Genomic DNA, 26,929 nt, shown 5'->3' with positions numbered 1-26,929 from the left:
TGGACAAAGGCTAGTACGGGAGTACCGCATCCGGTTTGGCCCGCAAAATGACCGCGCGGAAATCATCCTGGATACGTTTCAAGGCTGCCTCGTTGTCCGCCTCAAAGCGTAGTACGATCACAGGCATGGTATTGGATGAGCGAGCCAGACCAAAACCATCCTTGTATTCCACCCGCAGTCCATCGGTAGTGATGATGCGCTCCGGGTTATCGAAGCGAGCGGATTCCTGTAACTGCGCGATGACGGCGTAGTTTTCGCCTTCTTTCAATCTGATCTGCAATTCCGGCGTGCTGATCGCATCGGGGATGGCATGCAGGACAGCGTCGATGTCCTCATGGTAACTGAGCAATTCCAGCAGACGGGCACCGGCATAGAGGCCATCGTCGAACCCATACCAGCGCTCCTTGAAAAAAATATGGCCGCTCATCTCTCCCGCCAGCAGCGCGCCGGTTTCTTTCAATTTGCCCTTGATGAACGAATGTCCCGTTTTCCACATGACAGGCTTGCCGCCATGACGCTCGATCCATGGCGCCAGATTGCGGGTGCATTTCACATCGAAAATAATCTGGGCGCCGGGATTTCTGGATAACACGTCGGCGGCAAACAGCATTAATTGGCGGTCAGGATAAATAATGCTGCCGTCTTTAGTAACCACGCCGACACGATCGCCGTCGCCGTCGAAGGCAAGTCCGATTTCCGCGCCGGTGGTTTTGAGCGCTTGAATCAGGTCGCGCAGGTTTTCGGGAACGGACGGATCAGGATGATGATTGGGAAATGCGCCATCCACTTCGCAAAACAGCTCGATTACCTCGCACCCCAGTCCGCGATACAACGTTGGCGCATAGGCACCGGCTACACCGTTGCCGCAATCGATGACAACTCTCATCGGGCGCGTCAGCCTGACATCGCCGATTATGCGCTGGAGATAGGTTTCGGAAATGTCATGCTTACGGTATTCGCCTTCTCCATGAATAAGATCATTGGTTTCAAGACGTGAACGCAGGGCCTGGATGGATTCAGCGGCCAGGGTTTCACCACCCAGTACCATTTTCAAACCATTATAGTCGGGTGGATTGTGGCTGCCGGTGACCATTACACCGGAATAATCGCACAGCGTATGGGCTGCAAAGTACAGCATGGGGGTGGCGACCATCCCTACATCGACCACGTTAACACCGCTTTTCTGCAAACCCCTCGCCAGCGCCAGCATAAGATCCGGTCCTGATAATCTGCCATCCCGGCCTACCGCTACCGATGTGAGTCCACGAACGCGTGCCTCGGAACCAATAGCATGCCCGACGGCTTCGACGATTTCGGCCGTCAGCGTTTTACCTACGATACCTCGAATATCATAGGCTTTAAAAATTTCGTGTGGAAGGTTATGCATGGGAGTTTCGTGAAACTACGCTCCACTCAGTGGTGTCCCGCCACCACACCGCCCTTGAGCGTGTAGCGTGTGCCGCAGTAGGGGCACAGCGCTTCACCCGTATCTTCTATTGGTAAAAACACGCGCGGATGCGAGTTCCATAATAGCATTGATGGCGTGGGACAATGCAGCGGCAGATCGTCCGCAGTGACTTCGATTTGGCGCTGTTTGCTATCGTTAACTTGATTCTGCATCGACTGCTCTCTCGGATGGATCATTGGATATTAATCAGATGTAACCAGACATAGTCAGACGTAAGTAAGCCAGGCGGCATGCTTCTCGGTCTTTCCATTGACACAGTCGAAAAACATGGCTTGCAGTCTGGCGGTGATTGGGCCACGCTCACCGTTACCGATACTGCGATTATCAAGCTCGCGAATCGGTGTAACTTCAGCCGCGGTGCCGGTGAAAAATGCCTCATCAGCACAATAAACTTCATCACGGGTAATACGCTTTTCAATCACCGGGATTCCGATTTCCGCAGCCAGCTCTATGATAGATGCACGCGTAATACCTTCCAGACAGGAGGTCATGTCCGGCGTGTAGAGCTTGCCATGCTTGATGATGAATATATTTTCACCGGATCCTTCCGCCACATAACCATCCACATCCAGTAGCAGGGCCTCATGATACCCGTCATTGACGACCTCCTGGTGAGCCAGGATTGAGTTAGCGTAGGTGGCAACCGACTTGGCACGGCACATATTGATGTTAACGTGATGGCGCGTGAATGATGAGGTCTTGACACGAATGCCATTTTCCAGACCATCCGCCCCCAGGTAGGCACCCCACGGCCAGGCGGCGACAGCCACATGCACGGAGAGCGTCTTGGCGGAGATGCCCATGGCCTCCGAGCCGTAAAAGGCGATCGGACGGATATAGCACGATTCCAGGTTATTCTGCTTTACCATATCGCATTGGGCTTGCATCAGCGTTGCCTTGTCATAGGGCATTTTCATCATGAAAATATGTGCTGAATTGAATAACCGGTCGGTATGTTCCCGCAGACGGAAAATTGCGGGACCTTGGGGTGTCTGATAGGCACGCACGCCTTCGAATACCCCCAAGCCATAGTGCAGCGTATGGGTAAGTACATGTGTAGTAGCATCGCGCCACGGAATTATTTTACCATCGCTCCAGATCACGCCGTCGCGGTCAGCCATTGACATGCAGAGACTCCCAAGGAAAATTTCGTATCCAGGTATTCTAACGCATTTTCATGTGAAAAAATGAAACACCCGAGGCCGCGTTAGCGCTGATTTTACGTTTATTTCCGAGCCCTATAACGAAATTACGGAGCTTAAGAATGACGCTGTGTTTTAAATACCTCTTCCCATAGACGCAATACCGCATCAACGTTATCCCTCAAATAATCCAATTCGACACGCGCAAACTGTTGTGATTGGTTACCTGCTGACGGGATACCCCCAAGACCCGAATCCCCGCTTAATCTTAACCGATGCTGTACCCGCCGGAATTCCCGGTAAGCCCGAAGCGCCCTTTCCCCCGTTTCCACGTGAATAAGCCCAAGCTCGCCAGCAAGTTTCAGCAGTCCGATATTACCGATATTGTTCGTCAATTCCGGATAGTCGCAAGCATAGCCCAGGACCAGATATTGCACGATAAACTCAACATCAATAATGCCACCGCAATCATGTTTGATATCGAACAATCCGCTTGAATTGGGATGGGCGTCCAGCATTTTTTGACGCATCCTCAAAACCTCACATGCAAGATTCGCCAAGTCGCGCCGCTGGGAAAGGACCGCTTTGCGGGTATGCTCGAAAATCTCTCTCACATGGGCATCTCCTGCCACGAAACGTGCTCTTGTCAAAGCCTGATGTTCCCACACCCAAGCCTGATTTCGCTGATACTGATCGAATGCGTCGAGGGAACTTACCAGCAAGCCGCTGCCACCGTTGGGACGCAGCCGCAAATCGGTTTCATACAATAACCCGGCCGATGTATAGCTGGTAAGCCAGGAATTAACACGCTGGCATAACCTGGCGTAGATTTCCGGTGCATCGGGGTGCGGATCGTCATAAAGAAAAATGATATCCAGATCAGATGCATAACCCAGCTCTTTTCCACCCAGTTTGCCGTAGCCGACGATACCAAAAGCCGGAGCATCCCGATGCTTCCTTCTCAACCCTGACCAGGCCAGGCGTAACACGGTATCGAGTATCAAATCGGCCAGGTCGCTCAGGTGATCACTCAATGTTTCCAGTGGCAGCAACCCTTCCACATCCTTGGCCAGCAACCGGAATACTTCGGCATGGTGAAAATGCCGCAGCACATCCATTTGCTGCTCGATATCGTCATGCCCGGAACCGCCAATGTCGCTTAATTGCCGAGTTAACCTCACGCTTGACTGAGACCAGTCGGGTACGCTTTGGAAGTCGGCGGGATTAAGCAGTTCGTCCAGCAAAATAGGGTGCTGGCTCAGGTACTCGCCAGCCCATTGACTTGCGCTGACAAGCTTGGCTACGCGCTCCAGTGCCTGCGGATATTCCCGTAATAGCGCGAGATAGGCGGCACGCCGGCTTATGCTTTCAAGCAACAATAACAAACGTTCCAGGGTAATGTCCGCAGTTGGGAATTTAGCAGCCACCTCGATCAGGGTGGGGACAAGCGCATCGACCCGTTTTTTACTGGTTTTGGGCAATTGACGGTAACGGGCGCTGGCACGAAACCCCTGCAAGCATCCGAGAACTCTTTCCGGGCTGGAAAATCCCATCGTAACCAATTGTGCTGTGGCAGCTTGGGCTCCAGCCCCTTCCATCACTTGTTCCTGCCACAGCCATCCGAGAGTATCGAGTTTTTGGGATTTCTGTGGCGCCGCAAATATTTGCTCAAAGTGGCCGGTTACATTGCGGCGATGACTGTCGAGTTCCCGCAAAAAATCGTCATAGCCAGGAAAACCCATTGTGACCGCTATGAGCGCCTGATCGGCGGGACTTTCCGGCAACGTCTGGGTCTGCTGGTCGTCGAGGTATTGCAAGCGATGCTCAAGATTACGCAGAAAACAATAGGCATCGGAAAGTTCTTCGGCTGCTTTGTCCGATAGTTGGCGTTTTTCCCGCAGAAGCTGCAATACCGCAAGTGTGGGACGAACGCGCAGATCGGCGTCACGCCCGCCGCGAATCAGTTGAAATACCTGTGCAATGAATTCGATCTCGCGAATACCGCCTGGACCCAGCTTGATATTTTCATGCATTTCGCGACGGCTGACCTCCTGACGAATTTGCGAGTGGAGATCGCGCATCGATTCGTAGACACCGAAATCCAGGTATTTCCGGAATACGAACGGTCGCGTTATCTGCTCCACAAGGGCTGATCCTTGCGCGCAGGGTTCTGCGATGACCCGGCCCTTGATCCAGGCGTAACGCTCCCATTCGCGTCCCTGTGTGACGAGATATTCTTCCAGCATGGCAAAACTCATTGCCAGGGGACCACTCTCTCCATAGGGGCGCAACCGCATATCCACCCGAAAAACGTAACCGTCGGAAGTCATATCATTAAGACTGGCAATCAGCTTGCGGCCCACGCGAGCAAAAAAATCTTGATTGGAAATACACCGGATACCGTTGGTCTCACCATCTTCCGGATAAATGAAAATCAGATCCACGTCCGATGAAACGTTAAGTTCGCCTCCACCCAGCTTGCCCATGGCGATCACCAGCATTTCCTGGGGAGTTCCACTCTCGGCACTTCCGGGTTGACCGTAACGGTCAGGAGCGGCTAACCACGCATGATGACGTCCCAGCGCGAAATCGATGGTGGTTTCCGCCAGATCGGTCATGCACGTCATGACTTCGGCAAGATCGGCCAGTCCGCCCAGATCACGTACCGCCAAGCGCAGCATTACCCGTTTACGCAAGCTACGCAAGGTACTGTTTAGTTCTGTCTCATCATTTGCGGCATCGGGATTTGCATGCAGAAATGCCTGCATCTCTTCCCGGAAGAAAGAGTGATGCACATTTTGTCTGAGTTCCGTCAGCAACTCGGGCTCGCTTTCCAACAAGCGCTGCACATAACGGCTGTAGGGTAAAACAGACTCAATTATTTTTTCGTGGGAATGATCGGCATGCATAGTTTAGGATTCGGAGTTACAATAAATTTTTCAAAATGGCAGCTATCCAGCAGCATGGCATAATTCGCCCGAACGATTGAACAAAGCATGGCGTCACCGTATCTACTTCGTTAATTACTAGACCGGATGGGAGATTTTGTAAAAGATGGCGTGGCTATTCATACGCTCGACTGAATAAAATTTCCATATGAAACAATAAGCCAGCGAAGACACGCGAATTTATGAAACATCCGGGCTAATTCTTTCAACTGAGTAAGCTTTGTATCTTCCCCCGCCGGATACGAAAAAAACACCGTGCCTGAATATAAAACTGGAATTATTTATTGAACCCATCGGTAATTTTACCTCTTGCAAGAGGGAGTGGCCGTCTATTCCGGTTATTCACGTGGATGCTGATTGTGGCGACGATCGGTTTCTCTTTCCTGCTGCTATCATTACGCTACTGGCTGCTACCCGACATTGAGCGTTACCGGGATACTATCGCCTCCGTCATCAGCCAAGCTTCCGGGCAGCACATAACCCTCGGTGGAATCAGCGCGAACTGGGATGGATTTCGCCCTCATATGATGCTGCGCACCATCAAGGTGCATGATAAAGCAGGCAACATTTCATTATTGCTACATCAAGTGGAAGGCACGCTTTCGTGGCGCTCATTATTGCATGGTGAATTGCGGTTTCGCGAAATCGGAATCGAACAACCCGACCTGATCGTGCACCGCGACTCCTCGGGCGCGATCCATGTGGCGGGCTTCGCGCTTACCAGTGAACTGACGGACGACGCAAATGGTTTTTCTGATTGGTTGCTGCGTCAGCGGCAAGTCATCATCCATAACGCCAGCATCCTCTGGCAAGATGACCTGCGCGGCGCCCCTGAGCTGGAGTTGCTGGTCAACTTGCGCCTTGAAAACCATGGAAATCGCCATCGCTTCGGCATCCGCGCCACTCCCCCCGCCGAGCTTGCCGCACAACTGGACATGCGTGGCGATTTTACCGGTGAATCATTGAACATTCCCGAACAGTGGCGGGGCCAACTGTTCGCGCAAATCGATCATGCCGATATGGCGGCCTTGCGTGTCTGGCTGCCCTTCCCCCAGGAAATAAAATTTAGCCGCGGCGTTGGAGCGTGGCGCATGTGGACTCAAGTAGACCGGGGAGACATAAAAAAATTGACGGCTGACATGCACCTGAATAATGTTGAGACGCAACTGGCGGAGAACTTGCCCGAGTTGAATCTCATCCGTTTGCGGGGCAGGATTGGTTGGCAAAGGGTCAATGACGATACGAAAGAGGGCATGGAACTATTTGTGCGCGGACTGGATGCAACGGTTCGCGGCGAAGGAGAATTACAGCCGGTAAATTTCTCACTGCGGCTGATTTCTCCTCGCGGCACCAAATCCGGGGGTGGAAGATTAAGTGTCGAAAACCTGGATCTGAAAGTTTTGGGGGATTTGATGGAGTATTTGCCGATCGGTCAACCACTGCGCGAGCAGATTGACAGGGTATCGCCTCGGGGAGAAATTCATCATATGCGGGCAAAATGGGATGGGGAATGGCAAAGACCCGTCTATTTCAGTGCGAAAGGGGGGTTTGCCAATCTGGGCATGAGAAAACATGAAAGCCTGCCAGCCTTTAGCGGTGTTACCGGAAATATCGACATTACGGAACGAGGCGGTACTCTGAATCTTAATTCTCAACAGGTCAGGGTCGAATTGCCCCATATATTCCATGAACCGCTGGTGCTGGATGTCTTTACCGGCCAGGCAAGCTGGAAATTTTTGCCCGAGGGAAACTCCATCGCATTCAAGTTCAACAACATTTCTTTCTCCAATCACCATGCGGCCGGAGTAGCCTATGGGAGTTATCGTTTCATTCCAGGTAAACCCGGTGTAGTTGATCTGACGGGCCACGTGACCCGTGTGGATGCCGGCTATCTACGGCATTACACGCCCATAACGGCAAATCATTACGTCCAAGATTGGCTTGGCAAATCCATCGTTGCGGGAGAATTTCTGGATGCGCGGCTGCATCTCAAGGGCGATCTGGTCGACTTTCCTTTCATTCGTGGCAATACCGGCATATTCCGGCTACATACGAAAGTGTCGGAAGTGGTGCTGGATCATATCCCGGGATGGCCGCGCATAGAGAACATATCGGGGAATCTGCAGTTTCAAGGCAACGATATGAAACTTGACGCTTCGCAGGCAAGTATCTCAGGTGCGAAATTAAGCAAGGTGAAGCTGCAAATTGCAGACATGACTGCATCCGATGCAATGCTGGAAAGCCAGGGTGAGGCAAATGGCCCAACGAGTGAGTTTCTGAAATTTGCCACAAAATATGTAGTAGACAACCAAGCCAATAGTTTCGCCGATGATGTCAGCATTACTGGAAATGGAAAATTATTGTTTAAGCTTGATATTCCCCTGCACAACAAGGGTGATATCAAGCTGACCGGAAACTACCGGTTCATCGACAACCAGATCAATCCTGGTGCGCACATACCCAACATCGGTAACATCAACGGTATTCTCGCTTTTTCCGGCTCCGAGATAAAGTTAGAAAACGTTACTGCCCAATTCCTTGGTGGACCCATAACTGTCAATTCCACTACCACGCCTGGCGAGGGCATGCATCTGTCCGCTATTGGAAAAGTCAATCCGGGCAACCTGTATCAATTCTCGCCGAGCGGAGCCGTGAATCCCGCCGAGGTATGGACACGGCATCTGCGCGGCACCACTGATTGGCGAGCATCCGTTCATATACATAACAAGTTGGTAAATATATCTATTGAATCATCGCTGCAGGGCATGACTTCGACACTGCCTGAGCCTTTTTCCAAAGCTGCTACGGATAGCACGCTGCTTCGCTTTGAGAGAAGGGTATCGGAACAGGGAGATGTCCTGAGTTTTAGCTATGGCGGACTGGCAACTGCAAGGATCAGGCGTAGTCAAGATAAGACAGGCAAATATCATGTAGAGCGTGGCGTCGTGAATTTCGGTACAAGAGCCGCCATATCACCTGAAGGAAAGGGAATATCGTTGACTGGCACCTTGCCGAGGCTGGATCTGGACCGTTGGCGAAATCTGCTCGAACAATTCAGTAGTGACGAGGCGGCGCCGCCTCTGAATCTTGCAAGAATCAACGCTCATATCGGCACACTCGACATTCTGGGTAAGCGCCTCAACGATATTACACTGAACGCCAGCAAGGAAGATGAATTATGGCATTCCACCGTCACAAGCAGGGAAATCAAAGGTGGCGTTAGCTGGGACTTGACGGGCAATGGCAAAATAGTAGCGCGCTTGAGGGCACTGACAATACCCGCTGACTCACCGGCCAACCCGAACCTGGTAACAGCAGTGCAGTATCGAGAAAAAAACCCGCCTGCGCTTGATGTGACCGCGGACAATTTTGTTATCGGCGAGAAACTCCTGGGCGAACTGGAATTGATAGGCGGTCAGCAGGAGCAGGGTTGGCGTATCGAGAAGCTGCACATAATCAATTCAGACGGTTCCCTGACGGCACGGGGAATATGGCAAAGCCGTGCCACTCCACCGCGCATACAGACCACCATTACACTGAATGCATCCGACATTGGCGAGCTTCTGGCGCATCTCGGCTATCCTGATCGCGTGAAACGCGGCAGCGGCAAGCTTGAAGGAGAATTGTCGTGGCAAGGCAGCCCGCAATCAATCGACTATCCCACATTGGCTGGCAGCTTTAAGATAAAAGCAAGACGTGGGCAATTTCCCAAATTTGAGCCGGGAATTGGCAGGCTGTTCGGAATGTTCGATCTGCGAGCACTCCCTCGAAGAATAACATTGGATTTTCACGACGTCTTCAGTGAAGGATTTGGTTTCGACGAGATTTCCGGCGATGTTAAAATAATTCGTGGGGTGGCAGCTACCGACGACCTCAGAATCGAAGGGCCCGCGGCAAGAGTTATCATGGATGGGGAATTGAATCTGGAGGCGGAAACACAAAAGCTGCACGTGACGGTCACACCCTCACTCGGATTAGTCACTCCGGTAGTTGGCATCGTAAGCCAGGCATTGCAAAACTCGCCATCCAGGTATTACAGCGTAACCGGTACCTGGGCGGATCCGATCATGACCAGAATACCGCAGTAAGCCAAGAACAGCTCCTGCTCAATATTTTACCGAAAGGCTGTGGTGAAAGCTGGATTTCAACGCTATTCACGCCGCTTATGATAATTTTTGGACCGGTCTGGTATGGAACCTCAATTTTCACGCATTGCCCAGCCTGGCCCTATGTTCCAGGCACATGTGCTGTGTCACCTCATCTTCTTTCATCCTCCGGGGCGAAATTGCTACCAGTGCGGATTTGAAATCCCCTTTATCATCAACACGAATTGGTAAAATGACTCATACTGCGAACCTCCAATCGCAAAATACAGGCCTCGCGTGTCAACGGTATTGCGCTTAAAGGGTTTATTAAGACATTCTTTTGAGTTACTCTGTTTCTTACGGTTGGATTCATCACAGGTGCTGCCCTCTTCAAAGGGATGGAAGCTTGGTTAAGTGCGGCTTACATGCTGCAACCGCATCTTACGCTGTGCGAGTACCGGAATATATGACCGCAGCGATTCCGCGGTTGATCCGGCTGGCGTTCGAATAACGCGAGGACTTATTTTTGCCGCTCATGGAAATCAGGTACGTAAATAATGCTCGATAATCTAGCCATTCGTACTGCATCCGCGCCGGGAAAAGCACACGATGGTTCTATTCGCATTGCCGCCATTCAGATGGCGGCAGGGCCCAATGTATCCGGCAATCTGGAGGAAGCTGCGCGACTGCTTGATATGGCCGCCTCCCAGGGAGCAAAACTGGCGGCATTGCCGGAATACTTTTGTATTATGGGAATGCAGGATGCCGATAAAGTCGCGGCGCGCGAGCAGGATAATCATGGGCCGATACAGGAATTTCTGAGCCAGACCGCTAAACGCCTCGGTATGTGGCTGGTAGGCGGTTCCGTACCATTGGCGTCCTCCAGGCCCGACAAGGTACGGAACAGTTGCCTGGTTTATGACGACAAAGGCAAGCAAGTGGCACGTTATGACAAAATACACCTATTCGGTCTTGAACTTGGCAATGAACGCTATGCCGAGGAGGAAACTATCGAGGCGGGTTGCGGAGTGGTTGCCCTGGAGTCACCGTTCGGCCGCATCGGTCTTTCCATTTGCTATGATCTGCGCTTTCCGGAGCTTTATCGTTCAATGGGAAAGGTGGACATCATTTTTGCCCCGGCAGCTTTCACTGCAACCACCGGCAAGGCGCATTGGGAAACATTAATTCGTGCCCGCGCCATTGAAAATCTTGCCTATGTTGTTGCGCCCGCTCAGGGAGGCTATCATGTTAATGGCCGGGAAACGCACGGTGACACCATGATTGTTGATCCATGGGGAGTCGTGCTTGATCGCCTCCCTCGCGGATCGGGCGTAGTCATTGCAAATATCAATCGAGAATATCAGGCAAGCCTGCGCAATAGTCTCCCCGCATTGAAACACCGCACTCTATATCACTGCTAATCTCTCACCGATGATTTTTCCTGACCCGGGACACGCCATGATCACAGAAACCGTCACCCAGCCCAATGATCTCTTCGCCACTGCCAACAGTTGTCTTCTCGCTCCCCACGAGATCGATACAGCCGGATTACAGCAGGTGTTTGGGCAAATGCTTGCGCATCATGTCGACTACGCCGACCTGTATTTCCAGTATAGCCGCGCGGAGGGCTGGGCTTTGGAAGAAGGCATCGTCAAGTCAGGCAGTTTCAGCATCGATCAGGGCGTGGGCGTACGCGCGGTGAGCGGTGATAAAACCGCGTTTGCCTACTCTGACGACATCAGTATGCCCGCGCTTGCCTCGGCGGCACAGGCTACCCGTGCCATTGCCCGGCAGGGGACGACACAATCGGTGCAGGCAGTCAGACGCAGCGTAGGACGAGAGCTTTATCTGCCTCAGGATCCAATCGCAAGCCTTAAAGATACGGACAAGGTGGCGTTGCTCGAAAAGCTTGAGGGTTATGCCCGCGCCATTGACAAGCGTGTTATTCAGGTCATGGCATCTCTTGGCGGAGAATATGAAGTGGTACTGGTAGCGCGCAGTGATGGCGTTGTGGCGGCGGATGTGCGGCCCCTGGTAAGAATCTCGTTACAAGTCATTGCCGAGGAAAATGGCAATCGCGAACAAGGCATGGCCGGTGGGGGCGGACGCTTCGACTACGCTTATTTCACTGATGACGTACTGCGGGATTATGCGGCGAAGGCGGTGCATCAGGCCCTCATTAATCTGGCTGCAAAACCCGCTCCTGCCGGAACCATGACGGTGGTACTTGGCGCAGGCTGGCCGGGAATATTGCTGCATGAGGCCATCGGGCATGGATTGGAAGGCGACTTTAACCGCAAGGGCAGTTCGGCATTTTCCGGCCGGATCGGCGAACGCGTCGCAGCCACCGGCGTGACTGTGGTGGACGACGGCACGATTGCGCGGCGGCGCGGGTCGCTGAATATCGATGATGAGGGAAACCCCACTCAATGCACCATGCTGATCGAGAACGGAATACTCAAGGGCTACTTGCAGGACAGCCTGAATGCGCGGCTGATGAATGTACCTGTCACAGGCAATGGGCGGCGCGAATCATTCGCCCACATCCCCATGCCACGCATGACAAATACCTATATGCTGAACGGCGACAAAAGCCCCGAGGAGATTATTGCTTCAGTGAAGCATGGTCTGTATGCGGTGAATTTCGGCGGTGGACAAGTGGATATCACGAGCGGAAAATTTGTCTTCTCCGCTGCGGAAGCCTATATGATCGAAGATGGAAAAATTTCTTATCCGGTGAAAGGCGCGACTTTGATCGGTAATGGCCCCGATGTGCTTACGCGAGTTTCAATGATAGGCAATGACATGGCGCTCGATCCCGGCGTGGGCACCTGTGGAAAGGAAGGGCAAAGTGTACCGGTAGGAGTAGGTCAGCCAACACTACGTATAGATGGCCTGACAGTAGGCGGTACCGCCTAAGGGTAACCGAAATAAGTCTCCGTGGAGCATGCTGTCTGACACGCGTGAGATTCAAAGATGGCCCCGCTTATCAGAGGTGGCCTCGAATTCATACGCTATCCTCCAATTTTACGATTTGGGTACCTGCCAGCCTGTCATGCAGAAACTGATGATTACGGTCAAATAATGCCCAGAGTATTCCGCAACCAAAGAAAAAAATACCGATCACCGCAAATAAATAGCGTGCAATCGCCTGCTTTAACGAAAGCTGATTACCATCAGCGCTGATAACACGAAATTTCCAGGTTTGCATGGGCAGCGTTTGCCCACCATGGGTCCAGTACCAGGAAAAATAAGTGCCTGCCACCAGCAGCAGATAAAGCTGAAATGCGGGTCTGAAAAAAATGGAACCGGTGTCGCGAAAGATAAGATGAAAAACGAAGCCAGCGATAAGCAGAATCGCGAGCAAGAGCAGCGACTCATAAATCATACTCACCAGCCGCCGCCAGAATCCAGGTGCGGAAATTTTCATTTATTACCAGAATAACGCGCTAAGCAGGCTATTTGCCGCCTCGCTGATCTTCGGGAATCTGCTCATAATCTCGCCATTTCTGCTTTATTTCCTGGCGCTTGTCGGGTGGCAGCTTTTTGATTGTTTTGTACTTTTCACGCACCAGCTCACGCTGCTCAGGGGTCAGCGAATACCAATCGCGCATCTGCAACTGCGTGCGATGCTGCTCTGCAGGCGTCATTCCTGGATAGCGTTTAGCAATGCCCAGCCATTTCTTTTTTTTTGTGGCGTCCATACTATCCCACTCTTGCGCAAGCGGAGCGAGAACTTCCCGCTGCTGAGGATTCAATCCATTCCAGACAGGCTGACTGGATTCAGATAGTGCAGGAGCTGAAAGCGACATGCATAGCCAGAACGCTACCGCTAGGGGCGATCTAGCCATGCATCAAACTCGTCGTTGAGATAGGCGTTGATTGGGAGGTCATCAACTAGCAACATTATGTCAATTTCCTCGTTTTCATCGCTCTGCTGTAGCGTCTGCCAATAGATCACACTTAAAAGAGCGAATAGCAAAGTTACCAAGGATAGCAATTTTCTCGTTTTAACGTGCGAGTCATGTCCGCCTCGTGCGGAAACACCGTGACCGGCCGTGACGATTTCCTCGGCCATATGATAATTCTCGAGAGCGGCTCTGCGTGCCGATTGCAGCTGATTCACCGTGCTCTGCTTGATATCATGCAGACCATGATCCAGCAGCCGCGTAACTTTTCTCCCCAACTCCGGTTCATTCATAGATCAATTCCTTCTTTTCTTAATATAGTAGCAAGAGCATGAGTTGCACGCGAGCAATGAGTTTTCACGCTTCCTTCAGAGCACCCCATAATCGTTGCGGTTTCCGTAACATCCATTTCCTCCCAGTAACGCAGCAGGAAGGCTTCCCGTTGACGCGCCGGAAGGGTTTCAATGGCTTTCTCAATCAAACTGACAAGTTGCGCTTGCTCCAATTGCGCATGAGGATCATCAAAATCCGACTTTCCTTTTACCCGCAAAGTTTCCAGGAAGTCATAGTCTTCATCATCCTTTTCCTGTTTAGGTGTGAAAGATGAGAAAAGTGTAGTCCACAAGGAGCGTGTTTTCTGCCGCCGGTAAAAATCCCGTATGGTATTTTGCAGGATACGCTGAAACAGAAGCGGAAGCTCTTCTGTTGGCTTGGCGGCATACTTCTCAATGAGCTTCGTCATGGAGTCCTGGACAATATCCAGCGCCACATGTTCGTCGCGTACCGCAAATAGTGCCTGTTTATAGGCGCGTCGCTCGACTTCGGCCAGAAAATTTGAAAATTCCTGTTGAGTAGCCAGGACAATTTGCCTATAAGTAGATGAAAAAAATGGTAGAAAAACAACATATACCGCCAATAATGTTAGCAAATTTTTTCTGGTTTCCGAAAGAATTTACTAAAGAAGAGGCCGAACACTAATTAATCAGCACTGCAAACTGTTTGAATCAACTTTGGTTGATTCCGTTCAATGATGGAAAGCATAGCTGTCCGGATATATGAAATAGCGAAGATCTGACCAAGGGAATTTCAGTCCCAAATTGTCATCATAATTTAACCGATTCTAACTGCGACAATTTGCCGCATTGTGGTACGCGAATCTCACGCCTATTATTCCCTTTCCCGGTTTAATTGAGAACTGCCGACGAACAGACTTGTAATGCAACAAAAATATTCTCAATACCCTGCATGCTGCGCATCAATTGCAAATTAAGTGGTAAAATATTATGAGTGCGACTGATTCTTAATTAGATTTACATTACTTAATGTTCAATATCTTCAAGTCCATAATCGTTATCTGCTCGTTGCGAACCGGCGGTTTAGGCGTCATGGCCCGCACCCCGCATCGCCCCATGATGGGGGGGTTGCTTCTCGTATTGGCGCTCACTTTCATGAACGCTAGCGGTGCAGCTGAAAGCGTTCGTCCATTCACACTGGGAAGTCTTGAGAAAGTTCTTGGCGCTCGCGAAGATAAGCCTTTCATCCTCGTGTTCTGGTCGCTTGATTGTCAATATTGTCCAACTGAATTGAAGATGCTGAGTGAACTCAAGCGCAGCCACCCGGCACTGGATGTCGTTCTCATTGCCACTGACTCAGTGAGTGATGCACCACAGCTTATCGCGCGAACGGAAAGCTATGGAATGAACAAGGCCGAGCAATGGGTTTTTGCGGAGGACATGCCAGAGCGCTTGCGTTTTGAAATTGATCGCCGCTGGTATGGCGAAGTGCCGCGTACGTATTTTTACGATCGAAAGCATCAACGTGAAGCCAAGACTGGTCTGGTCAGCAAGAAGTTTTTTGAGGACTGGATAGCTCGCAATGCCGTGACTGGCTCCGGGCATTGAACGCATGATAATCAAGCAAAATCCTGCCTTTTTACCCGGCCTGATGTTTGTTCTTGCCGCGCATGGTGCGTTATTGTATTTTCTGTTTAAGCAGCAGTTGATTCCCCCACCGGAGCAATTAGCGACGCTGATCGTTAATTTTATTCCGGCAACCAGGCCGAAGGAAGAGCCCAAGGCCGAGCCGCCCCCACCCAAGCCTCAACCGGTAAAGAAACCGCCGCAATCACGCCAATTGGTAGCGGAAGCGCCGGTATTGTCCCCCAGCGAGCCGGTGGCGCCGCCCACTGCGCCAGAACCAGAGCCGGAGCCAGTTCCGGAACCGGTAGCCGTAGCGCCCCGTCCGCAGATGGCGGCCGGCCCGGTCACGCTTTCCTCGGAGCTATCGGTCGCATGCCCGGAATTGAATGCACCTGCCTACCCATCTCTTTCACGCCGGCTTGGCGAAGAAGGAAAACTGGTGCTACGGGTCGAGCTGGATGAGATCGGTCGCATTAGTGTGGCGCAGATCATCAATAGCAGCGGTTTCAAACGTCTGGATGAGGCCGCCCTGGCTGCAGTAAAGACCTGGCGCTGTACGCCGCCCCAGCGTAATGGCCAGCCGGTAAGAGCCATTGCGCTGCAACCCTTTAACTTTGTACTGCAAGGAGATTGATCTAATGGAACAAGGACTCGGATTCTCAAACTTTCTCGCCCAGGTAGATGGCGTCGGTATCAGCGTACTGGTACTACTGCTGGCACTTTCGGTGGCAAGCTGGTACCTCATACTCACCAAGAGTATTTCCAACTATCTGACGGGACGGCACGCTGACGCTTTTCTCAAGCGCTTCTGGAGCGCCAGTTCATTGCAAGAGGTAAACTCGACCTTGAAAGAAGGCTCCGACAATAATGCATTTGCCCAACTTGCGCAGCTTGCGATGAATGCCGCGGTTGACTCCGAAAAACACGGCTTGCAGAAACTGGCTGCAGCGGGCGGAGCAAGCGAGTTCATTACACGCGTACTGCGCAATGGCCTTGATCAGGAAGCGACCCGCGTCGAGAACGGTCTCACGGTGATTGCCTCGGCGGGTTCGGCAGCTCCCTATATCGGGTTATTCGGCACAGTATGGGGCATTTACCACGCGTTGGTGCAAATCGGACTTTCCGGTCAGGGTACCCTGGACAAAGTAGCCGGTCCGGTGGGCGAGGCGTTAATCATGACGGCGCTGGGACTGGCTGTGGCGATTCCGGCGGTATTGGCCTACAATACATTTGTGCGGCGCAACCGGATATGGCTGGCGCGTCTTGATGCCTTCGCGCATGATTTGTTCGTATTGATCGCCGTTGGAGCCAAAACGAATAGCTCCGCAGGGGATGAGCGTCAACTGCGCGTAGTTGCCCCCATGATTACCCCCAGTGAAAGGAGGTTGTAATGGCATTTGGCAGCATGAATGGCGGTAGCCGCCAGACACCAATGACCGAGATTAATGTCGTGCCGCTGGTGGATGTAATGCTGGTACTGCTGGTAATCTTTATCATTACCGCGCCATTGCTTACACATTCGGTTAAAGTAGATCTGCCCAAGGCATCGAGTAGTCCGAATATCACTAAACCGGAGCATATCGAATTTGGTCTTCGCGACGATGCAAGCCTCTATTGGAATGGTGAACCCGTGACGATGGATCAGCTCGCACCGCGTTTCGCCGCAACGGCAAAACAAGACCCCAATGTCGAACTCCACATACGTGCCGACAAACATGTTCACTACGAGTATGTGGCAAAGGTTATGTCTATTGCGGCGAAAGCCGGACTGGTACGAATCGGATTTGTTACCGATCCGTCACTACAGTAGCAACCGCTAGGCATGGCTAGAATCGGAACATCGCTTGCTGAAAATTCGATCGTTGTCTATCTGATTCCTGGCAAGCAATTTGCGGCCTCGGCGGCCATGACTCTATGCCTGCCGTAATGCGGTTTCGCGGTTGGCGCCGCTTTCTGATAAATCTTTCAATTGTCGCCGCGGCCCTATTTCTGGGCCTTGTGTCATGGCTTATCGCCAAACCCACCGCAACGCGCTTGCATGAAACTGTGCCGGGAGAGCGCATGACCTTCGCTGCGACGCCAGATATCGATATCAGCCTGGATGCCGACAGCACCGTAACAATCACCAACACTGAACCTCCTCGCGTCGAATTGCTGCGGGGCAACGCTTATTTCGACGTCAAGGGTCATGACGTCGGCAAACTGCAGGTAAAGGTAGGCACCACCTATATAAAAGATATCGGCACGCGCTTTAGTGTCAGCAAGCGAATGGATGGCGGTAGCGTCGCCGTCGCGAGCGGACAGGTCGAGATTCAGGTGGAGACGGGAAAGTACCTGGTTGGCGCTCATGAACGAGCAGATTTCAATAATACGAACGTTACCGGACAAAGGGTCATCGCTGAAGCAGATATCGCACCATGGCGTCCCCGCCGGTAGCAGATGTGCTGCCGCACTGCCTGATGAAAAACCAGCAGTACTCCGTCACCGTATTTTTTTCCTGGCGGTTCAACCGTCACTTTCTTTACACATGTATCACAGCGGATAACGAACGAGCGCACTCCCATGAAACCCGTTGCCATCTTCAGGCAATTCCCCACTGAAGGTCCGGGGTATTTCACTATGTTCCTTGATTCACATTCCATTCCATGGCGGCTCGTAAAGATCGACGCCAATGAGACGCTTCCGGTGAATACAAATCAGTTCCGTGGACTGGTGTTCATGGGTGGTCCCATGAGCGTGAACGACGATCTACCCTGGATTGCACCGGTACTTGCACTCATCCAGCAAGCGGTAGCGAACGATATCCCAGTATTGGGCCACTGTCTTGGCGGACAATTGATGTCAAAGGCACTGGGCGGCACGGTAAGCAAAAGCCCAGTCAAGGAAATCGGCTGGGGCGAGGTCAGCGTCGCGGATAATGCTGTTGCCCGCGAATGGTTCGGAGAAGCATCCAGATTCGAGTCGTTCCACTGGCATGGTGAAACCTTTACACTTCCCGACGGCGCGACTTGCCTGCTTTCCAGCCCCTATTGCAAAAATCAGGCATTCGCGTTGAATATGCACTTGGGAATGCAGTGCCATGTCGAAATGACTGAAGACATGGTAAAAGCCTGGTGCGAAATAGGTGCTGACGAAATTGCCGGCAGTTCCGGACCGGCGGTGCAATCGGCAGCGGCTATACAAACGGATCTGCTCAACCGGGTGTCAGCACTCAATCAGATCGCCCATCGCTTATACGGAAAATGGATTTCCAGCCTGATATAGCAAACTATTCTGGTGCAGAATAAACTTGTAAGTTATTCACGGAAATTCTGAAATTGCAGCGGAAATTCCGTGATCGACTTCTTTATTAGTTGTATTGCTTCTTGCAAGGTATCGCGCTTCGCGCCTGAAATACGCACTGCCTCACCTTGGATGCTGCCCTGTACCTTGAGTTTGCTGTCCTTGATAAGCCTGATAATCTTTTTTGCCAGATCGCTTTCCACCCCGGTTTTAACCGTGACTTGCTGTTTAGCTTTATTGCCGCTGACTTTTTCTACCTCCCCCTTGTCCAGGCAGCGCACGTCGACACCGCGCTTCGCGAGCTTGGCCATCAGAATGTCCAGTACCTGGCCCAGCTTGAATTCATCATCAGCATAAATAGTAAGCGTATAGTCCGTCTGCTCCACACGCGCATCGGACCCCTTGAAATCAAAACGCGTGCCGACCTCCTTATTCACCTGGTCAATCGCGTTTCTGATTTCCTGTTTGTCTACTTCTGAAACAATGTCGAATGACGGCACCAACGCACTCCTTCAATTACCCATGGCAGCATGCTTGACCCCGAAGGCAAAGCCAAATCGTAAGCCGCTAATTATTTTCTTCTTTTCAAATTTTCCGCAATACGCATGCGTAGCGCATTCAACTTGATGAATCCCGCCGCATCGGCCTGGTTGTAGGCGCCCTTATCTTCCTCGAAGGTGGCAATGCGTGGATCAAACAATGAGTCCGTTTTGGAGTCTCGTCCAACCACGATCACATTACCTTTGTAGAGTTTCACTCGCACCCAGCCGTTTACATGGCTTTGGGATGCGTCAATCATGGTTTGCACCATTCTGCGCTCCGGACTCCACCAGTAGCCGTTGTAAATCAGGGCAGCATAACGTGGCATCAACTCATCCTTCAAATGCGCCACCTCCCGGTCGAGGGTAATGGATTCAATGGCGCGATGAGCACGCAGCATTATAGTACCGCCGGGGGTCTCGTAACAGCCGCGGGATTTCATGCCGACATAGCGGTTTTCGACCAGATCCAGGCGTCCGATCCCATGCTTGCCGCCTAATTGATTGAGTTTGGCGAGCACGCGCGCGGGAGAGAGCTTTTTCCCATTCAAGGCGATGATATCGCCTTGCTTGAACTCCAGATCGAGGTATTCCGCCTCGCCGGGCGCCTTCTCTGGCGAGACGCTCCAACGCCACATCGATTCTTCCGGCTCCTGTGCAGGATCTTCCAGAATACGGCCCTCATAGGAGATATGCAGCAGATTGGCGTCCATACTGTAAGGAGAGCCACCCTTTTTCTTCATTTCCACCGGGATGCCATGCTGTTCCGCATAGTTCAGAAGCTTCTCCCGGGAGGTAAGATCCCATTCACGCCATGGCGCGATCACGCGGATATCGGGTTGGAGCGCGTAGTAGCCGAGTTCGAAGCGCACCTGGTCGTTACCCTTGCCCGTTGCACCATGCGAAACTGCGTCTGCTCCGGTTTTACGCGCAATTTCAATTTGCCGCTTGGCAATCAGCGGGCGGGCAATACTGGTACCGAGCAGGTATTCTCCCTCATAAACGGTGTTGGCGCGGAACATGGGAAAAACAAAATCGCGCACGAATTCCTCGCGCAGATCGTCGATGAAAATTTCCTTCACTCCCAGCTGTTTTGCCTTTGCGCGCGCAGGCTCTACTTCCCCCCCTTGGCCGATGTCCGCAGTGAAAGTAACAATTTCACACTGGTAGGTATCTTGCAGCCATTTCAAAATCACCGAGGTATCAAGTCCGCCAGAAAAGGCTAAAACGACCTTGTTAACTTTGGGTGCACCACCGTTCTTAATTTTTTTCATGCTTGACTCATTGATAAAAACACTCGGAATTGTTCGCAATACGCTGTACTTCAGGACTCTTGGAATATAATTCTGCGGGCTTTCCCGCTTTCACTCCGGCAGGCTGCTAGGAGTGTGCTTTACTAGAATTTGGATTAGCAGAAGCACCGCTTAATCTTCCCAACAACAAATATTCCATCAGTGCCTTTTGTGTGTGCAGGCGATTCTCGGCTTCTTCCCATACGATCGACTGCGGGCCATCAATGACCTCCGCGGCCACTTCCTCGCCCCGATGTGCCGGCAGGCAATGCATGAACAAAGTTTCTTTCTTGGCACAGGACATCATTTCAGCATCCACGCGAAAATTGGCAAAGTCTTTTTTCCGCTCTTCGGTTTCGGCTTCGAAACCCATACTGGTCCAAACGTCCGTGGTGACAAGGTCGGCATCTTTTACAGCATCATGTGGATCGGCGAATTCCTCATAGTGACCGGTTCCATAAAGCCCGGCTCGTTCCGGCTCGACTTCATAACCAGGTGGGGTCGAGACGTGTACGTTGAAATCGAATACTTCCGCCGCCTGAAGCCAGGTGTTGCAAACATTGTTGGAATCCCCGATCCACGCCACGGTCTTGCCCGAAATGCTTCCACATCGTTCGATGAACGTAAAAATATCACCCATGATTTGACAGGGGTGATACTCGTCAGTCAGTCCATTGATCACCGGGACTCGCGAATGTGCGGCGAAACGCCTGATAATATCGTGCTCATAGGTACGGATCATGACGATATCCACCATGCGTGAAATGACGCGCGCTGCATCTTCCACTGGCTCGCCGCGCCCTAACTGGGTATCTCGGGTGGAGAGATAGATCGCCGCACCGCCCAGCTGGTGCATACCCGCTTCGAACGATAAGCGGGTGCGAGTCGAATGCTTGTCGAAAATCATCGCCATGGTACGATCTTCCAATGGCCAGTACCGGCGGTATTGCTTGAACTCATGCTTGATCCAGCGCGCCCGCTCGAACAGATACTCGAATTCTTCCCGGGAGAAATCATTAAACTGTAAAAAATGATTGATCTGCATAATTATTCCTGAATCATGGATGGAGACCTTCGAAGCCGGAAACATGAACTGAGGATCTCACGTTTCACTTTTCATGATTCTGATTCTCCGTCATGCCATCAGGAATTCCTTCACCAGCGCGGACAAGGTATCCACCACTTGCTCCGCCTCGCTCCGTTGCATCACGAGCGGCGGCAACAGGCGCACCACTTTATCCGAGGTCACGTTGATCAGCAGCCCTCGTTTTAACGCTTCTTTCACAAGCTCGCCGCAGGGTTTGGAGAGCTCGATACCGATCATCAACCCCTGTCCCCGGATTTGTCTGACATCAGGCAAGCCGGCCAGTTGTGCTTTAAACATACTGCGCATGAAATCACCCACTTCCATCGCATTTCTCAGCAAATCTTCTTCTTCGATTACCTGAAGCGTGGTGAGTGCAGCGGCACAGACCAGGGGATTACCGCCGAAAGTGGAAGCGTGATTACCGGGTTTGAATACTTCCGCCGCGGTACCCTTCGCAAGACAAGCGCCGATGGGGACACCCGAACCCAAACCTTTAGCCAGCGTTATTACATCAGGCATAATGCCGCTGTGTTGAAAAGCGAACCATTTACCGCTACGGCCGATCCCGCATTGCACCTCGTCCAGCATCAGCAGCCAGCCATTCTGATCACATAGATGACGCAAACCTTGCAGGTAACTTGCCTGGGGCACGTTGACTCCCCCCTCGCCCTGATAGGGTTCAACCAGTATTGCGACAACATTCTTGTTGTGCACAGCCACTTGCGTCACGGCTTCCAGATCATTGTAAGGTACCCGCGCGAAACCAGTGAGCAATGGCTCGAAACCGGCCTGCACCTTGCGATTTCCGCTTGCGGTCAACGTTGCCATGGTGCGTCCATGAAAGGATTTTTCCATTACGATAATGGTGGGCAGATCGATATTCCGGCCATGACCATAAAGCCTTGCCAGCTTGATCGCTGCTTCGTTCGCTTCCGCACCTGAATTGCAGAAAAAAGCGTTGTCCATACCTGACAATGCCGCCAGCCTGCTGGCCAGTTGTTCCTGTCTGCCTATATGGTAAAGATTGGAGGTATGGATTAGCGTCCCGGCCTGTTCGCAAAGCGCCGCGACAAGTTTTGGATGACAATGTCCCAGACCGCACACCGCAACGCCCGCAAGCGCATCGAGATAACGCTTCCCCGTTTCATCCCACAGCCATACGCCCTCCCCTCGGGCAAAAGTGACAGGGAGCTGCAGGTAGGTGTTCATCAAATTTGACATAAGTACGTCTCTATAAATCCAAATTTTATCGTGATACTACATTCTGCCATTACGTATCGGTAAATCTATGTGCCGCGCAAAAAATTTCTTGTGCGCTTTCAGCCGGCACCCGGTTGGCAATAAGCGGACTTTGGCTTCTCATTTAGAAAGATGCTCATAATCCTGGAAACACCTTACCTATAAACAAACATGTTTTCCCAGCGCCAGAATGCAGCACGGCGGCATGAGCCGCCGTGAACTGTTTGTTTCTTGCACAATCGGTATCTTTACCTATTTAACCAGCTTTTTCAAGCCTTTTTCCTCAGCGGCCGTCAGCAGCCGCAAACACGGCAGATACCCATCATAAACGATCCCATGCACTTCAACACGTTTCTGTGAACGCAACATGCTCACCAGATATTGCACGACGGCTTGCGTGATGGTTTGTCCCGGCACCAGCACGGGTATGCCGGGCGGATAAGGAGTGATCTGATCCGCGCATATCCTGCCATCCAGATTGTTGTTTACTCTCTCCTGCTCATCCAGCAGCGGCATCAGTTCACCCCCGCAGTAGAATGCATCACGCGGCAGATATTTCAGATCGGTAAAACCGGGAATTTCCGGGGTCTGATAGAGCCGGCGGGGCGCGCGGCCTTCTCGCGCAATGCGCATCAGGGCATCATAGAGCCGCGAAACCTTGCTGCGGGTAGTGCCGATGGTAAGTAGTAGCGTCAAGGTATTGAATGTGGATTTTTCCACCTGAATATTATAACGCTCGAACAATTCCCGGATTAAATCCTCCACCGTGAAGCCGCAGCGGGAAATGTCAACGGTAACCTTGGTGGAATCAAGCTGAATATTGTCATGCTTGACTTCGTCAGGCAGCAAATCAGGCAGCTCCAGTACCCGGAATACCCCGGTGGAATTGATTTGCGTACGCACTTCCTTCGCCAGCTCCAGCGTACGGGAGAGCAGTTTGTATCCTTCCAGCATCGCCTGCTTGCGTGCCACGTCAAGACTTGCAATCATGCTGTATTGCGGACTGGTGGATGTATGCATGTTGAAGTTCTCCCGAAACAAATGCTCTTTGAAGCCGGGGTCGTTGACATGAATCATGCTGGATTGAGAAAAAGCCGACAGTACCTTATGCGTACTCTGGGTAGCATAGTCTGCGCCCGCTTCCATTGCGGTTGGGCGAAAAGCCGGATGAAAGCGGGCAAATCCGTACCAGGCTTCATCAATGATCACTTTGATTCCCTTGGCATGCGCGGCCTCGATGATAGGCGGCAAGTCGTAACGCAGACCATCGTACGTACAACTGGTGAGTATGAGCGCCTGTGCATCCGGATGTTCTTCAATGGCGTTGAATAAGGTCTGCTTTGGCACCGGTCCATAAACACTGAATTTCTTGTTGACCGACGAGTCAAGATAAATCGGATGAGCACCGGACAACACGACACCGTGATGTACGGACTTGTGGCAATTCCGATCCAGCAGCAACTTCTCGCCGGGAGCGAGCAACGTCTGGAATATCACCTTGTTCGCGGTGGAAGTACCGTTGGTGGCAAAAAAGGTACGCCGCGCGCCGAATGCCTTTGCCGCAATCTTCTGCGCCTCCGCAATCACGCCGGAGGGTTCCATCAGCGAATCAAGCATCGGTACCGACACCGACAAGTCCGCACGAAAAATATGCTCACCAATGAACTGATAGAAATCACTGGCCCAAGGGCTGTCACGGAGCGAGTCACCGGAAGAATGCCCCGGCGTATGCCAGGCATCTTTTGCCATGAGCACATAACTTTTGAGCTGGTCATAAAACGGCGTGCGTGCTTTTTCCTGAAGCTGAGCATTGAGAATGCGGTACATCCCCCGATAATCACGCTCCTCACGGTAAAAGTAGCCGTCCACCGTTTCGGAAAAGAGCGCATCCACCACTTCATCCTCTTTTTCCTGTGCGATCAGGATATAGATATCCAATTCCGGACGAAATCGGGTGATTTTCTGTACCAGCGTCAACGCCGTCATTTGCAAGTTACGCGATCCCTTTTCACCGTTTTTCAGGGTATAGAGCGTATCGTCGACTACCACCGACTGAATGTCGCCATCCTGCTCGATTGCCTGCAGTGCTTCGCGCGCGGTGGTAACACCGGCAAAAGTGATACCTAACGGATTTTCCAGGGATTTAGCTGCCGCATTCAGCCCCTTGATAAGTTCCTTTAATATCAGTTTCTCATCGTTGATGACGAGAATCCGGCTGACTGGTCTCTTCATGAAATACTGCTTTCAATATAAAAACCGCTTTATGCGCTAAAACCACATTGATTGCAAGTACAGAAAGATATTTCAACCCAGATAATCCATCAGGACGCGAGATGATGGTGAGGCAAGGTTGCGAGGCAGTTTTGCCGGTTGGGAGAAATCCATAGCTGGGTCTATGGACGCCACGCCAGTGGCAAAAACGGCGGCGAAAATGGCCGCAAACGGACCGTCAGTATTCGCGTAGGCTCGGGGGGCTGTTTAATGGATTATCCGGGTTCAAGTCAGGCACCCTGCAGCAACATTGCTGGTGCACACTTCGATTGTGGTGACCGAATGCAGTCAAGACTGAAACGGTCTATATTAAGAAACATGAAACCGATCATTTCTGTTTCGCATCATGTTGTGGCGATGATGCTGCTTCTTCTGCTGCCAACTTTCGTTCTGGCTGCACCCGTGATAGTACTGAAAGTACAGGGTCCGATCGCACCGGCCAGCGCTGACTTTATCGAACGCGGTTTTCAACGTGCCGCCGAAGAGAAGGCATTACTCATCGTGTTGCAACTGGATACACCCGGCGGCCTCGATGGCTCGATGCGGCAGATCGTGCGCGACATTTTGGCATCACCGGTCCCCGTGGCGGTTTTTGTGGCACCGGGCGGAGCGCGAGCAGCCAGTGCCGGGACCTATATTCTTTATGCCAGCCACATTGCCGCGATGGCTCCAGGCACCAATTTAGGGGCAGCCACACCCGTTCAGATCGGTGGCTTACCGGAATCGCCCGAGCCTTCAACCGGGCCCAAAACCAAGCCGAAGCCATCACAGGGCTCACCCGCGGCACAGCCGGACGAGAGCCACGATCAGAATGCAAAAGATGACAGCGTGCCGCCGCAAGATAAGATGTCGCGCAAAATGATCCATGACGCCGCCGCATACATCCGTGGGCTTGCGCAAATGCGCGGGCGCAATGCGGAATGGGCGGAGCGAGCTGTGCGCGAAGCGGTAAGCCTGTCAGCGACTGAAGCGCTGGATCTCAAAGTCATCGATTATGTGGCTACTGACGTGGTGGATCTATTGAAACAGGTAAATGGCAGACAATTCACCATACTGGGTCAGAATCTCACCCTGGACACGGTTCCGGCCACGGTGAAAATCGTCGAACCCGATTGGCGGACGCGATTACTGGCGGTAATCACCAATCCCAGCGTGGCATATATACTGATGCTTATCGGCATATACGGACTTTTCTTCGAATTTTCCAATCCCGGGTTTGTATTACCCGGTGTGGCAGGCGCTATCTGCCTGCTGCTTGCCATGTACGCATTTCAGCTGCTGCCGGTGAATTATGCCGGCCTTGCCTTGATCCTGCTAGGTATCGCATTCATAACAGCGGAAGTCTATCTATCAGGCTTTGGCGCATTTGGCATGGGCGGCATTATTGCTTTTGTCGTCGGCTCATTGATGCTGATTGACACCGATATGCCTGGCTACGGCATTTCCTGGCCTGTGATTGCCGGAATCACGCTAGCCAGCGGATTATTCCTGATCTCTGTCATCGGCATGGCGCTGAAGTCGCGGCGTAGCCCCATTGTCAGTGGCCGTGAAGAATTGATCGGTGCCGTGGGAGAGATGCTGGAAGATATCTCGGGAGAGGGTATGGCGCGCATTCATGGCGAAATATGGAATGTACGTTGCGCCCAACCTCTAATCCAGGGACAGAAGGTGCGTGTAACAGGAATGGACGGTCTGGTTTTACAGGTCATTTCAGCGGAGAAAGAATCCTCAGTCTGACAAAAGGTGAGG

At 52.0% G+C, this 26,929-nt stretch carries 23 protein-coding genes; 10 read left to right on the top strand and 13 right to left on the bottom strand.

Annotation, left to right across the window (positions count from 1 at the left end):
• Positions 1–10: 10 nt before the first annotated feature.
• The 4 genes from BLR00_RS06620 to glnE form a co-directional block, all read right to left on the bottom strand.
• Positions 11–1,387 (bottom strand): phosphomannomutase/phosphoglucomutase, encoded by a 1,377-nt coding sequence (locus BLR00_RS06620; protein WP_074631654.1) that lies wholly within the window; start codon positions 1,385–1,387, stop codon positions 11–13.
• Between the two features lie 26 nt (positions 1,388–1,413).
• Positions 1,414–1,620 carry a zinc-finger domain-containing protein gene (locus BLR00_RS06615; RefSeq protein WP_074634174.1) on the bottom strand — a complete coding sequence of 69 codons (207 nt, stop codon included), beginning with the start codon at positions 1,618–1,620 and terminating at the stop codon, positions 1,414–1,416.
• 54 nt (positions 1,621–1,674) lie between these two features.
• Positions 1,675–2,595 carry a branched-chain amino acid transaminase gene (locus tag BLR00_RS06610; RefSeq protein ID WP_074631653.1) on the bottom strand — a complete coding sequence of 307 codons (921 nt, stop codon included), beginning with the start codon at positions 2,593–2,595 and terminating at the stop codon, positions 1,675–1,677.
• Between the two features lie 131 nt (positions 2,596–2,726).
• Positions 2,727–5,519, bottom strand: coding sequence for a bifunctional [glutamate--ammonia ligase]-adenylyl-L-tyrosine phosphorylase/[glutamate--ammonia-ligase] adenylyltransferase (gene glnE / locus BLR00_RS06605; protein ID WP_074631652.1), 2,793 nt, complete (start codon positions 5,517–5,519; stop codon positions 2,727–2,729).
• A 323-nt stretch (positions 5,520–5,842) separates the two neighbouring features.
• Here glnE and BLR00_RS06600 point away from each other — a divergent pair, with 323 nt between their 5' ends.
• From BLR00_RS06600 to tldD, 3 genes are all read left to right on the top strand, one after another.
• Positions 5,843–9,646, top strand: a complete 3,804-nt coding sequence (locus tag BLR00_RS06600; RefSeq protein ID WP_256324072.1) for a YhdP family protein — start codon at positions 5,843–5,845, stop codon at positions 9,644–9,646.
• Positions 9,647–10,200: 554 nt separating this feature from the next.
• A complete protein-coding gene (locus tag BLR00_RS06595) occupies positions 10,201–11,064 on the top strand; it encodes a carbon-nitrogen hydrolase family protein (protein WP_074631650.1) in 864 nt (287 codons plus the stop codon).
• A gap of 37 nt (positions 11,065–11,101) precedes the next feature.
• Entirely contained in the window at positions 11,102–12,562 is a 1,461-nt protein-coding gene (tldD, locus tag BLR00_RS06590) for a metalloprotease TldD (protein ID WP_074634173.1), read from the top strand.
• A gap of 88 nt (positions 12,563–12,650) precedes the next feature.
• Here tldD and BLR00_RS06585 read toward each other — a convergent pair whose 3' ends face one another.
• Genes BLR00_RS06585 through BLR00_RS06570 form a run of 4 tightly spaced genes read right to left on the bottom strand, consistent with a single transcriptional unit; the run spans position 12,651 to position 14,410 of the window.
• Positions 12,651–13,073 (bottom strand): RDD family protein, encoded by a 423-nt coding sequence (locus BLR00_RS06585; RefSeq protein ID WP_074631649.1) that lies wholly within the window; start codon positions 13,071–13,073, stop codon positions 12,651–12,653.
• 28 nt (positions 13,074–13,101) lie between these two features.
• Positions 13,102–13,455 (bottom strand): DUF3106 domain-containing protein, encoded by a 354-nt coding sequence (locus BLR00_RS06580; protein WP_081346660.1) that lies wholly within the window; start codon positions 13,453–13,455, stop codon positions 13,102–13,104.
• A 20-nt stretch (positions 13,456–13,475) separates the two neighbouring features.
• On the bottom strand, positions 13,476–13,844 hold the full coding sequence (locus BLR00_RS06575; RefSeq protein WP_074631647.1) for a DUF3619 family protein: 369 nt from the start codon (positions 13,842–13,844) through the stop codon (positions 13,476–13,478).
• Positions 13,841–14,410 carry an RNA polymerase sigma factor gene (locus tag BLR00_RS06570; RefSeq protein WP_074634172.1) on the bottom strand — a complete coding sequence of 190 codons (570 nt, stop codon included), beginning with the start codon at positions 14,408–14,410 and terminating at the stop codon, positions 13,841–13,843. Before BLR00_RS06570 ends, BLR00_RS06575 begins: the two co-directional genes overlap by 4 nt.
• Positions 14,411–14,873: 463 nt before the next feature.
• On the opposite strand from BLR00_RS06570, the gene BLR00_RS06565 reads away from it, so the two are divergent.
• The 6 genes from BLR00_RS06565 (at position 14,874) to BLR00_RS06540 (ending at position 18,734) form a co-directional block, all read left to right on the top strand.
• Entirely contained in the window at positions 14,874–15,452 is a 579-nt protein-coding gene (locus tag BLR00_RS06565) for a TlpA family protein disulfide reductase (RefSeq protein ID WP_256324071.1), read from the top strand.
• A gap of 4 nt (positions 15,453–15,456) precedes the next feature.
• Positions 15,457–16,104 carry an energy transducer TonB gene (locus BLR00_RS06560; protein ID WP_074631646.1) on the top strand — a complete coding sequence of 216 codons (648 nt, stop codon included), beginning with the start codon at positions 15,457–15,459 and terminating at the stop codon, positions 16,102–16,104.
• A gap of 4 nt (positions 16,105–16,108) precedes the next feature.
• Positions 16,109–16,861 (top strand): MotA/TolQ/ExbB proton channel family protein, encoded by a 753-nt coding sequence (locus tag BLR00_RS06555; RefSeq protein ID WP_074631645.1) that lies wholly within the window; start codon positions 16,109–16,111, stop codon positions 16,859–16,861.
• Entirely contained in the window at positions 16,861–17,280 is a 420-nt protein-coding gene (locus BLR00_RS06550) for an ExbD/TolR family protein (protein WP_074631644.1), read from the top strand. Before BLR00_RS06555 ends, BLR00_RS06550 begins: the two co-directional genes overlap by 1 nt.
• Positions 17,281–17,384: 104 nt before the next feature.
• Complete coding sequence (locus tag BLR00_RS06545) at positions 17,385–17,906, top strand: FecR domain-containing protein (RefSeq protein WP_074631643.1); 522 nt, start codon at positions 17,385–17,387, stop codon at positions 17,904–17,906.
• 126 nt (positions 17,907–18,032) lie between these two features.
• Positions 18,033–18,734, top strand: coding sequence for a type 1 glutamine amidotransferase (locus BLR00_RS06540; protein WP_074631642.1), 702 nt, complete (start codon positions 18,033–18,035; stop codon positions 18,732–18,734).
• A gap of 32 nt (positions 18,735–18,766) precedes the next feature.
• On the opposite strand, the gene BLR00_RS06535 is transcribed toward BLR00_RS06540, so the two are convergent.
• From BLR00_RS06535 to BLR00_RS06515, 5 genes are all read right to left on the bottom strand, one after another.
• Entirely contained in the window at positions 18,767–19,252 is a 486-nt protein-coding gene (locus BLR00_RS06535; RefSeq protein WP_074631641.1) for a YajQ family cyclic di-GMP-binding protein, read from the bottom strand.
• 71 nt (positions 19,253–19,323) lie between these two features.
• Entirely contained in the window at positions 19,324–20,565 is a 1,242-nt protein-coding gene (locus BLR00_RS06530) for an argininosuccinate synthase (protein WP_074631640.1), read from the bottom strand.
• Positions 20,566–20,671: 106 nt separating this feature from the next.
• A complete protein-coding gene (argF, locus tag BLR00_RS06525; protein WP_074631639.1) occupies positions 20,672–21,628 on the bottom strand; it encodes an ornithine carbamoyltransferase in 957 nt (318 codons plus the stop codon).
• A gap of 90 nt (positions 21,629–21,718) precedes the next feature.
• Complete coding sequence (locus BLR00_RS06520; protein WP_074631638.1) at positions 21,719–22,891, bottom strand: aspartate aminotransferase family protein; 1,173 nt, start codon at positions 22,889–22,891, stop codon at positions 21,719–21,721.
• Between the two features lie 270 nt (positions 22,892–23,161).
• Positions 23,162–25,141: an aminotransferase class I/II-fold pyridoxal phosphate-dependent enzyme gene (locus BLR00_RS06515; protein ID WP_074631637.1), complete on the bottom strand. Its 1,980-nt coding sequence runs from the start codon at positions 25,139–25,141 to the stop codon at positions 23,162–23,164.
• A gap of 357 nt (positions 25,142–25,498) precedes the next feature.
• Here BLR00_RS06515 and BLR00_RS06510 point away from each other — a divergent pair, with 357 nt between their 5' ends.
• A complete protein-coding gene (locus BLR00_RS06510; RefSeq protein WP_074631636.1) occupies positions 25,499–26,917 on the top strand; it encodes an NfeD family protein in 1,419 nt (472 codons plus the stop codon).
• The last annotated feature ends 12 nt before the right edge of the window (positions 26,918–26,929 follow it).

The organism is Nitrosospira multiformis (genome assembly GCF_900103165.1).
GTDB classification, from domain to species: Bacteria; Pseudomonadota; Gammaproteobacteria; order Burkholderiales; family Nitrosomonadaceae; genus Nitrosospira; species Nitrosospira multiformis_D.
The sequence above is the reverse complement of the archived record's forward strand: the minus strand, read 5'-3'. Positions and strand labels throughout refer to the sequence as shown.

Bases quoted from the DNA above. Each gene is read 5' to 3' on its own strand.
- BLR00_RS06520 (WP_074631638.1), bottom strand. From the start codon at position 22,891: ATGTCAAATTTGATGAACACCTACCTGCAGCTCCCTGTCACTTTTGCC.
- BLR00_RS06560 (WP_074631646.1), top strand. From the start codon at position 15,457: ATGATAATCAAGCAAAATCCTGCCTTTTTACCCGGCCTGATGTTTGTT.
- BLR00_RS06510 (WP_074631636.1), top strand. From the start codon at position 25,499: ATGAAACCGATCATTTCTGTTTCGCATCATGTTGTGGCGATGATGCTG.
- tldD (WP_074634173.1), top strand. From the start codon at position 11,102: ATGATCACAGAAACCGTCACCCAGCCCAATGATCTCTTCGCCACTGCC.
- BLR00_RS06515 (WP_074631637.1), bottom strand. From the start codon at position 25,141: ATGAAGAGACCAGTCAGCCGGATTCTCGTCATCAACGATGAGAAACTG.
- BLR00_RS06575 (WP_074631647.1), bottom strand. From the start codon at position 13,844: ATGAATGAACCGGAGTTGGGGAGAAAAGTTACGCGGCTGCTGGATCAT.
- BLR00_RS06580 (WP_081346660.1), bottom strand. From the start codon at position 13,455: ATGTCGCTTTCAGCTCCTGCACTATCTGAATCCAGTCAGCCTGTCTGG.
- BLR00_RS06530 (WP_074631640.1), bottom strand. From the start codon at position 20,565: ATGAAAAAAATTAAGAACGGTGGTGCACCCAAAGTTAACAAGGTCGTT.
- BLR00_RS06540 (WP_074631642.1), top strand. From the start codon at position 18,033: ATGAAACCCGTTGCCATCTTCAGGCAATTCCCCACTGAAGGTCCGGGG.
- BLR00_RS06615 (WP_074634174.1), bottom strand. From the start codon at position 1,620: ATGCAGAATCAAGTTAACGATAGCAAACAGCGCCAAATCGAAGTCACT.
- BLR00_RS06545 (WP_074631643.1), top strand. From the start codon at position 17,385: ATGCCTGCCGTAATGCGGTTTCGCGGTTGGCGCCGCTTTCTGATAAAT.
- BLR00_RS06550 (WP_074631644.1), top strand. From the start codon at position 16,861: ATGGCATTTGGCAGCATGAATGGCGGTAGCCGCCAGACACCAATGACC.
- glnE (WP_074631652.1), bottom strand. From the start codon at position 5,519: ATGCATGCCGATCATTCCCACGAAAAAATAATTGAGTCTGTTTTACCC.
- BLR00_RS06610 (WP_074631653.1), bottom strand. From the start codon at position 2,595: ATGTCAATGGCTGACCGCGACGGCGTGATCTGGAGCGATGGTAAAATA.
- argF (WP_074631639.1), bottom strand. From the start codon at position 21,628: ATGCAGATCAATCATTTTTTACAGTTTAATGATTTCTCCCGGGAAGAA.
- BLR00_RS06595 (WP_074631650.1), top strand. From the start codon at position 10,201: ATGCTCGATAATCTAGCCATTCGTACTGCATCCGCGCCGGGAAAAGCA.
- BLR00_RS06620 (WP_074631654.1), bottom strand. From the start codon at position 1,387: ATGCATAACCTTCCACACGAAATTTTTAAAGCCTATGATATTCGAGGT.
- BLR00_RS06585 (WP_074631649.1), bottom strand. From the start codon at position 13,073: ATGAAAATTTCCGCACCTGGATTCTGGCGGCGGCTGGTGAGTATGATT.
- BLR00_RS06565 (WP_256324071.1), top strand. From the start codon at position 14,874: ATGTTCAATATCTTCAAGTCCATAATCGTTATCTGCTCGTTGCGAACC.
- BLR00_RS06555 (WP_074631645.1), top strand. From the start codon at position 16,109: ATGGAACAAGGACTCGGATTCTCAAACTTTCTCGCCCAGGTAGATGGC.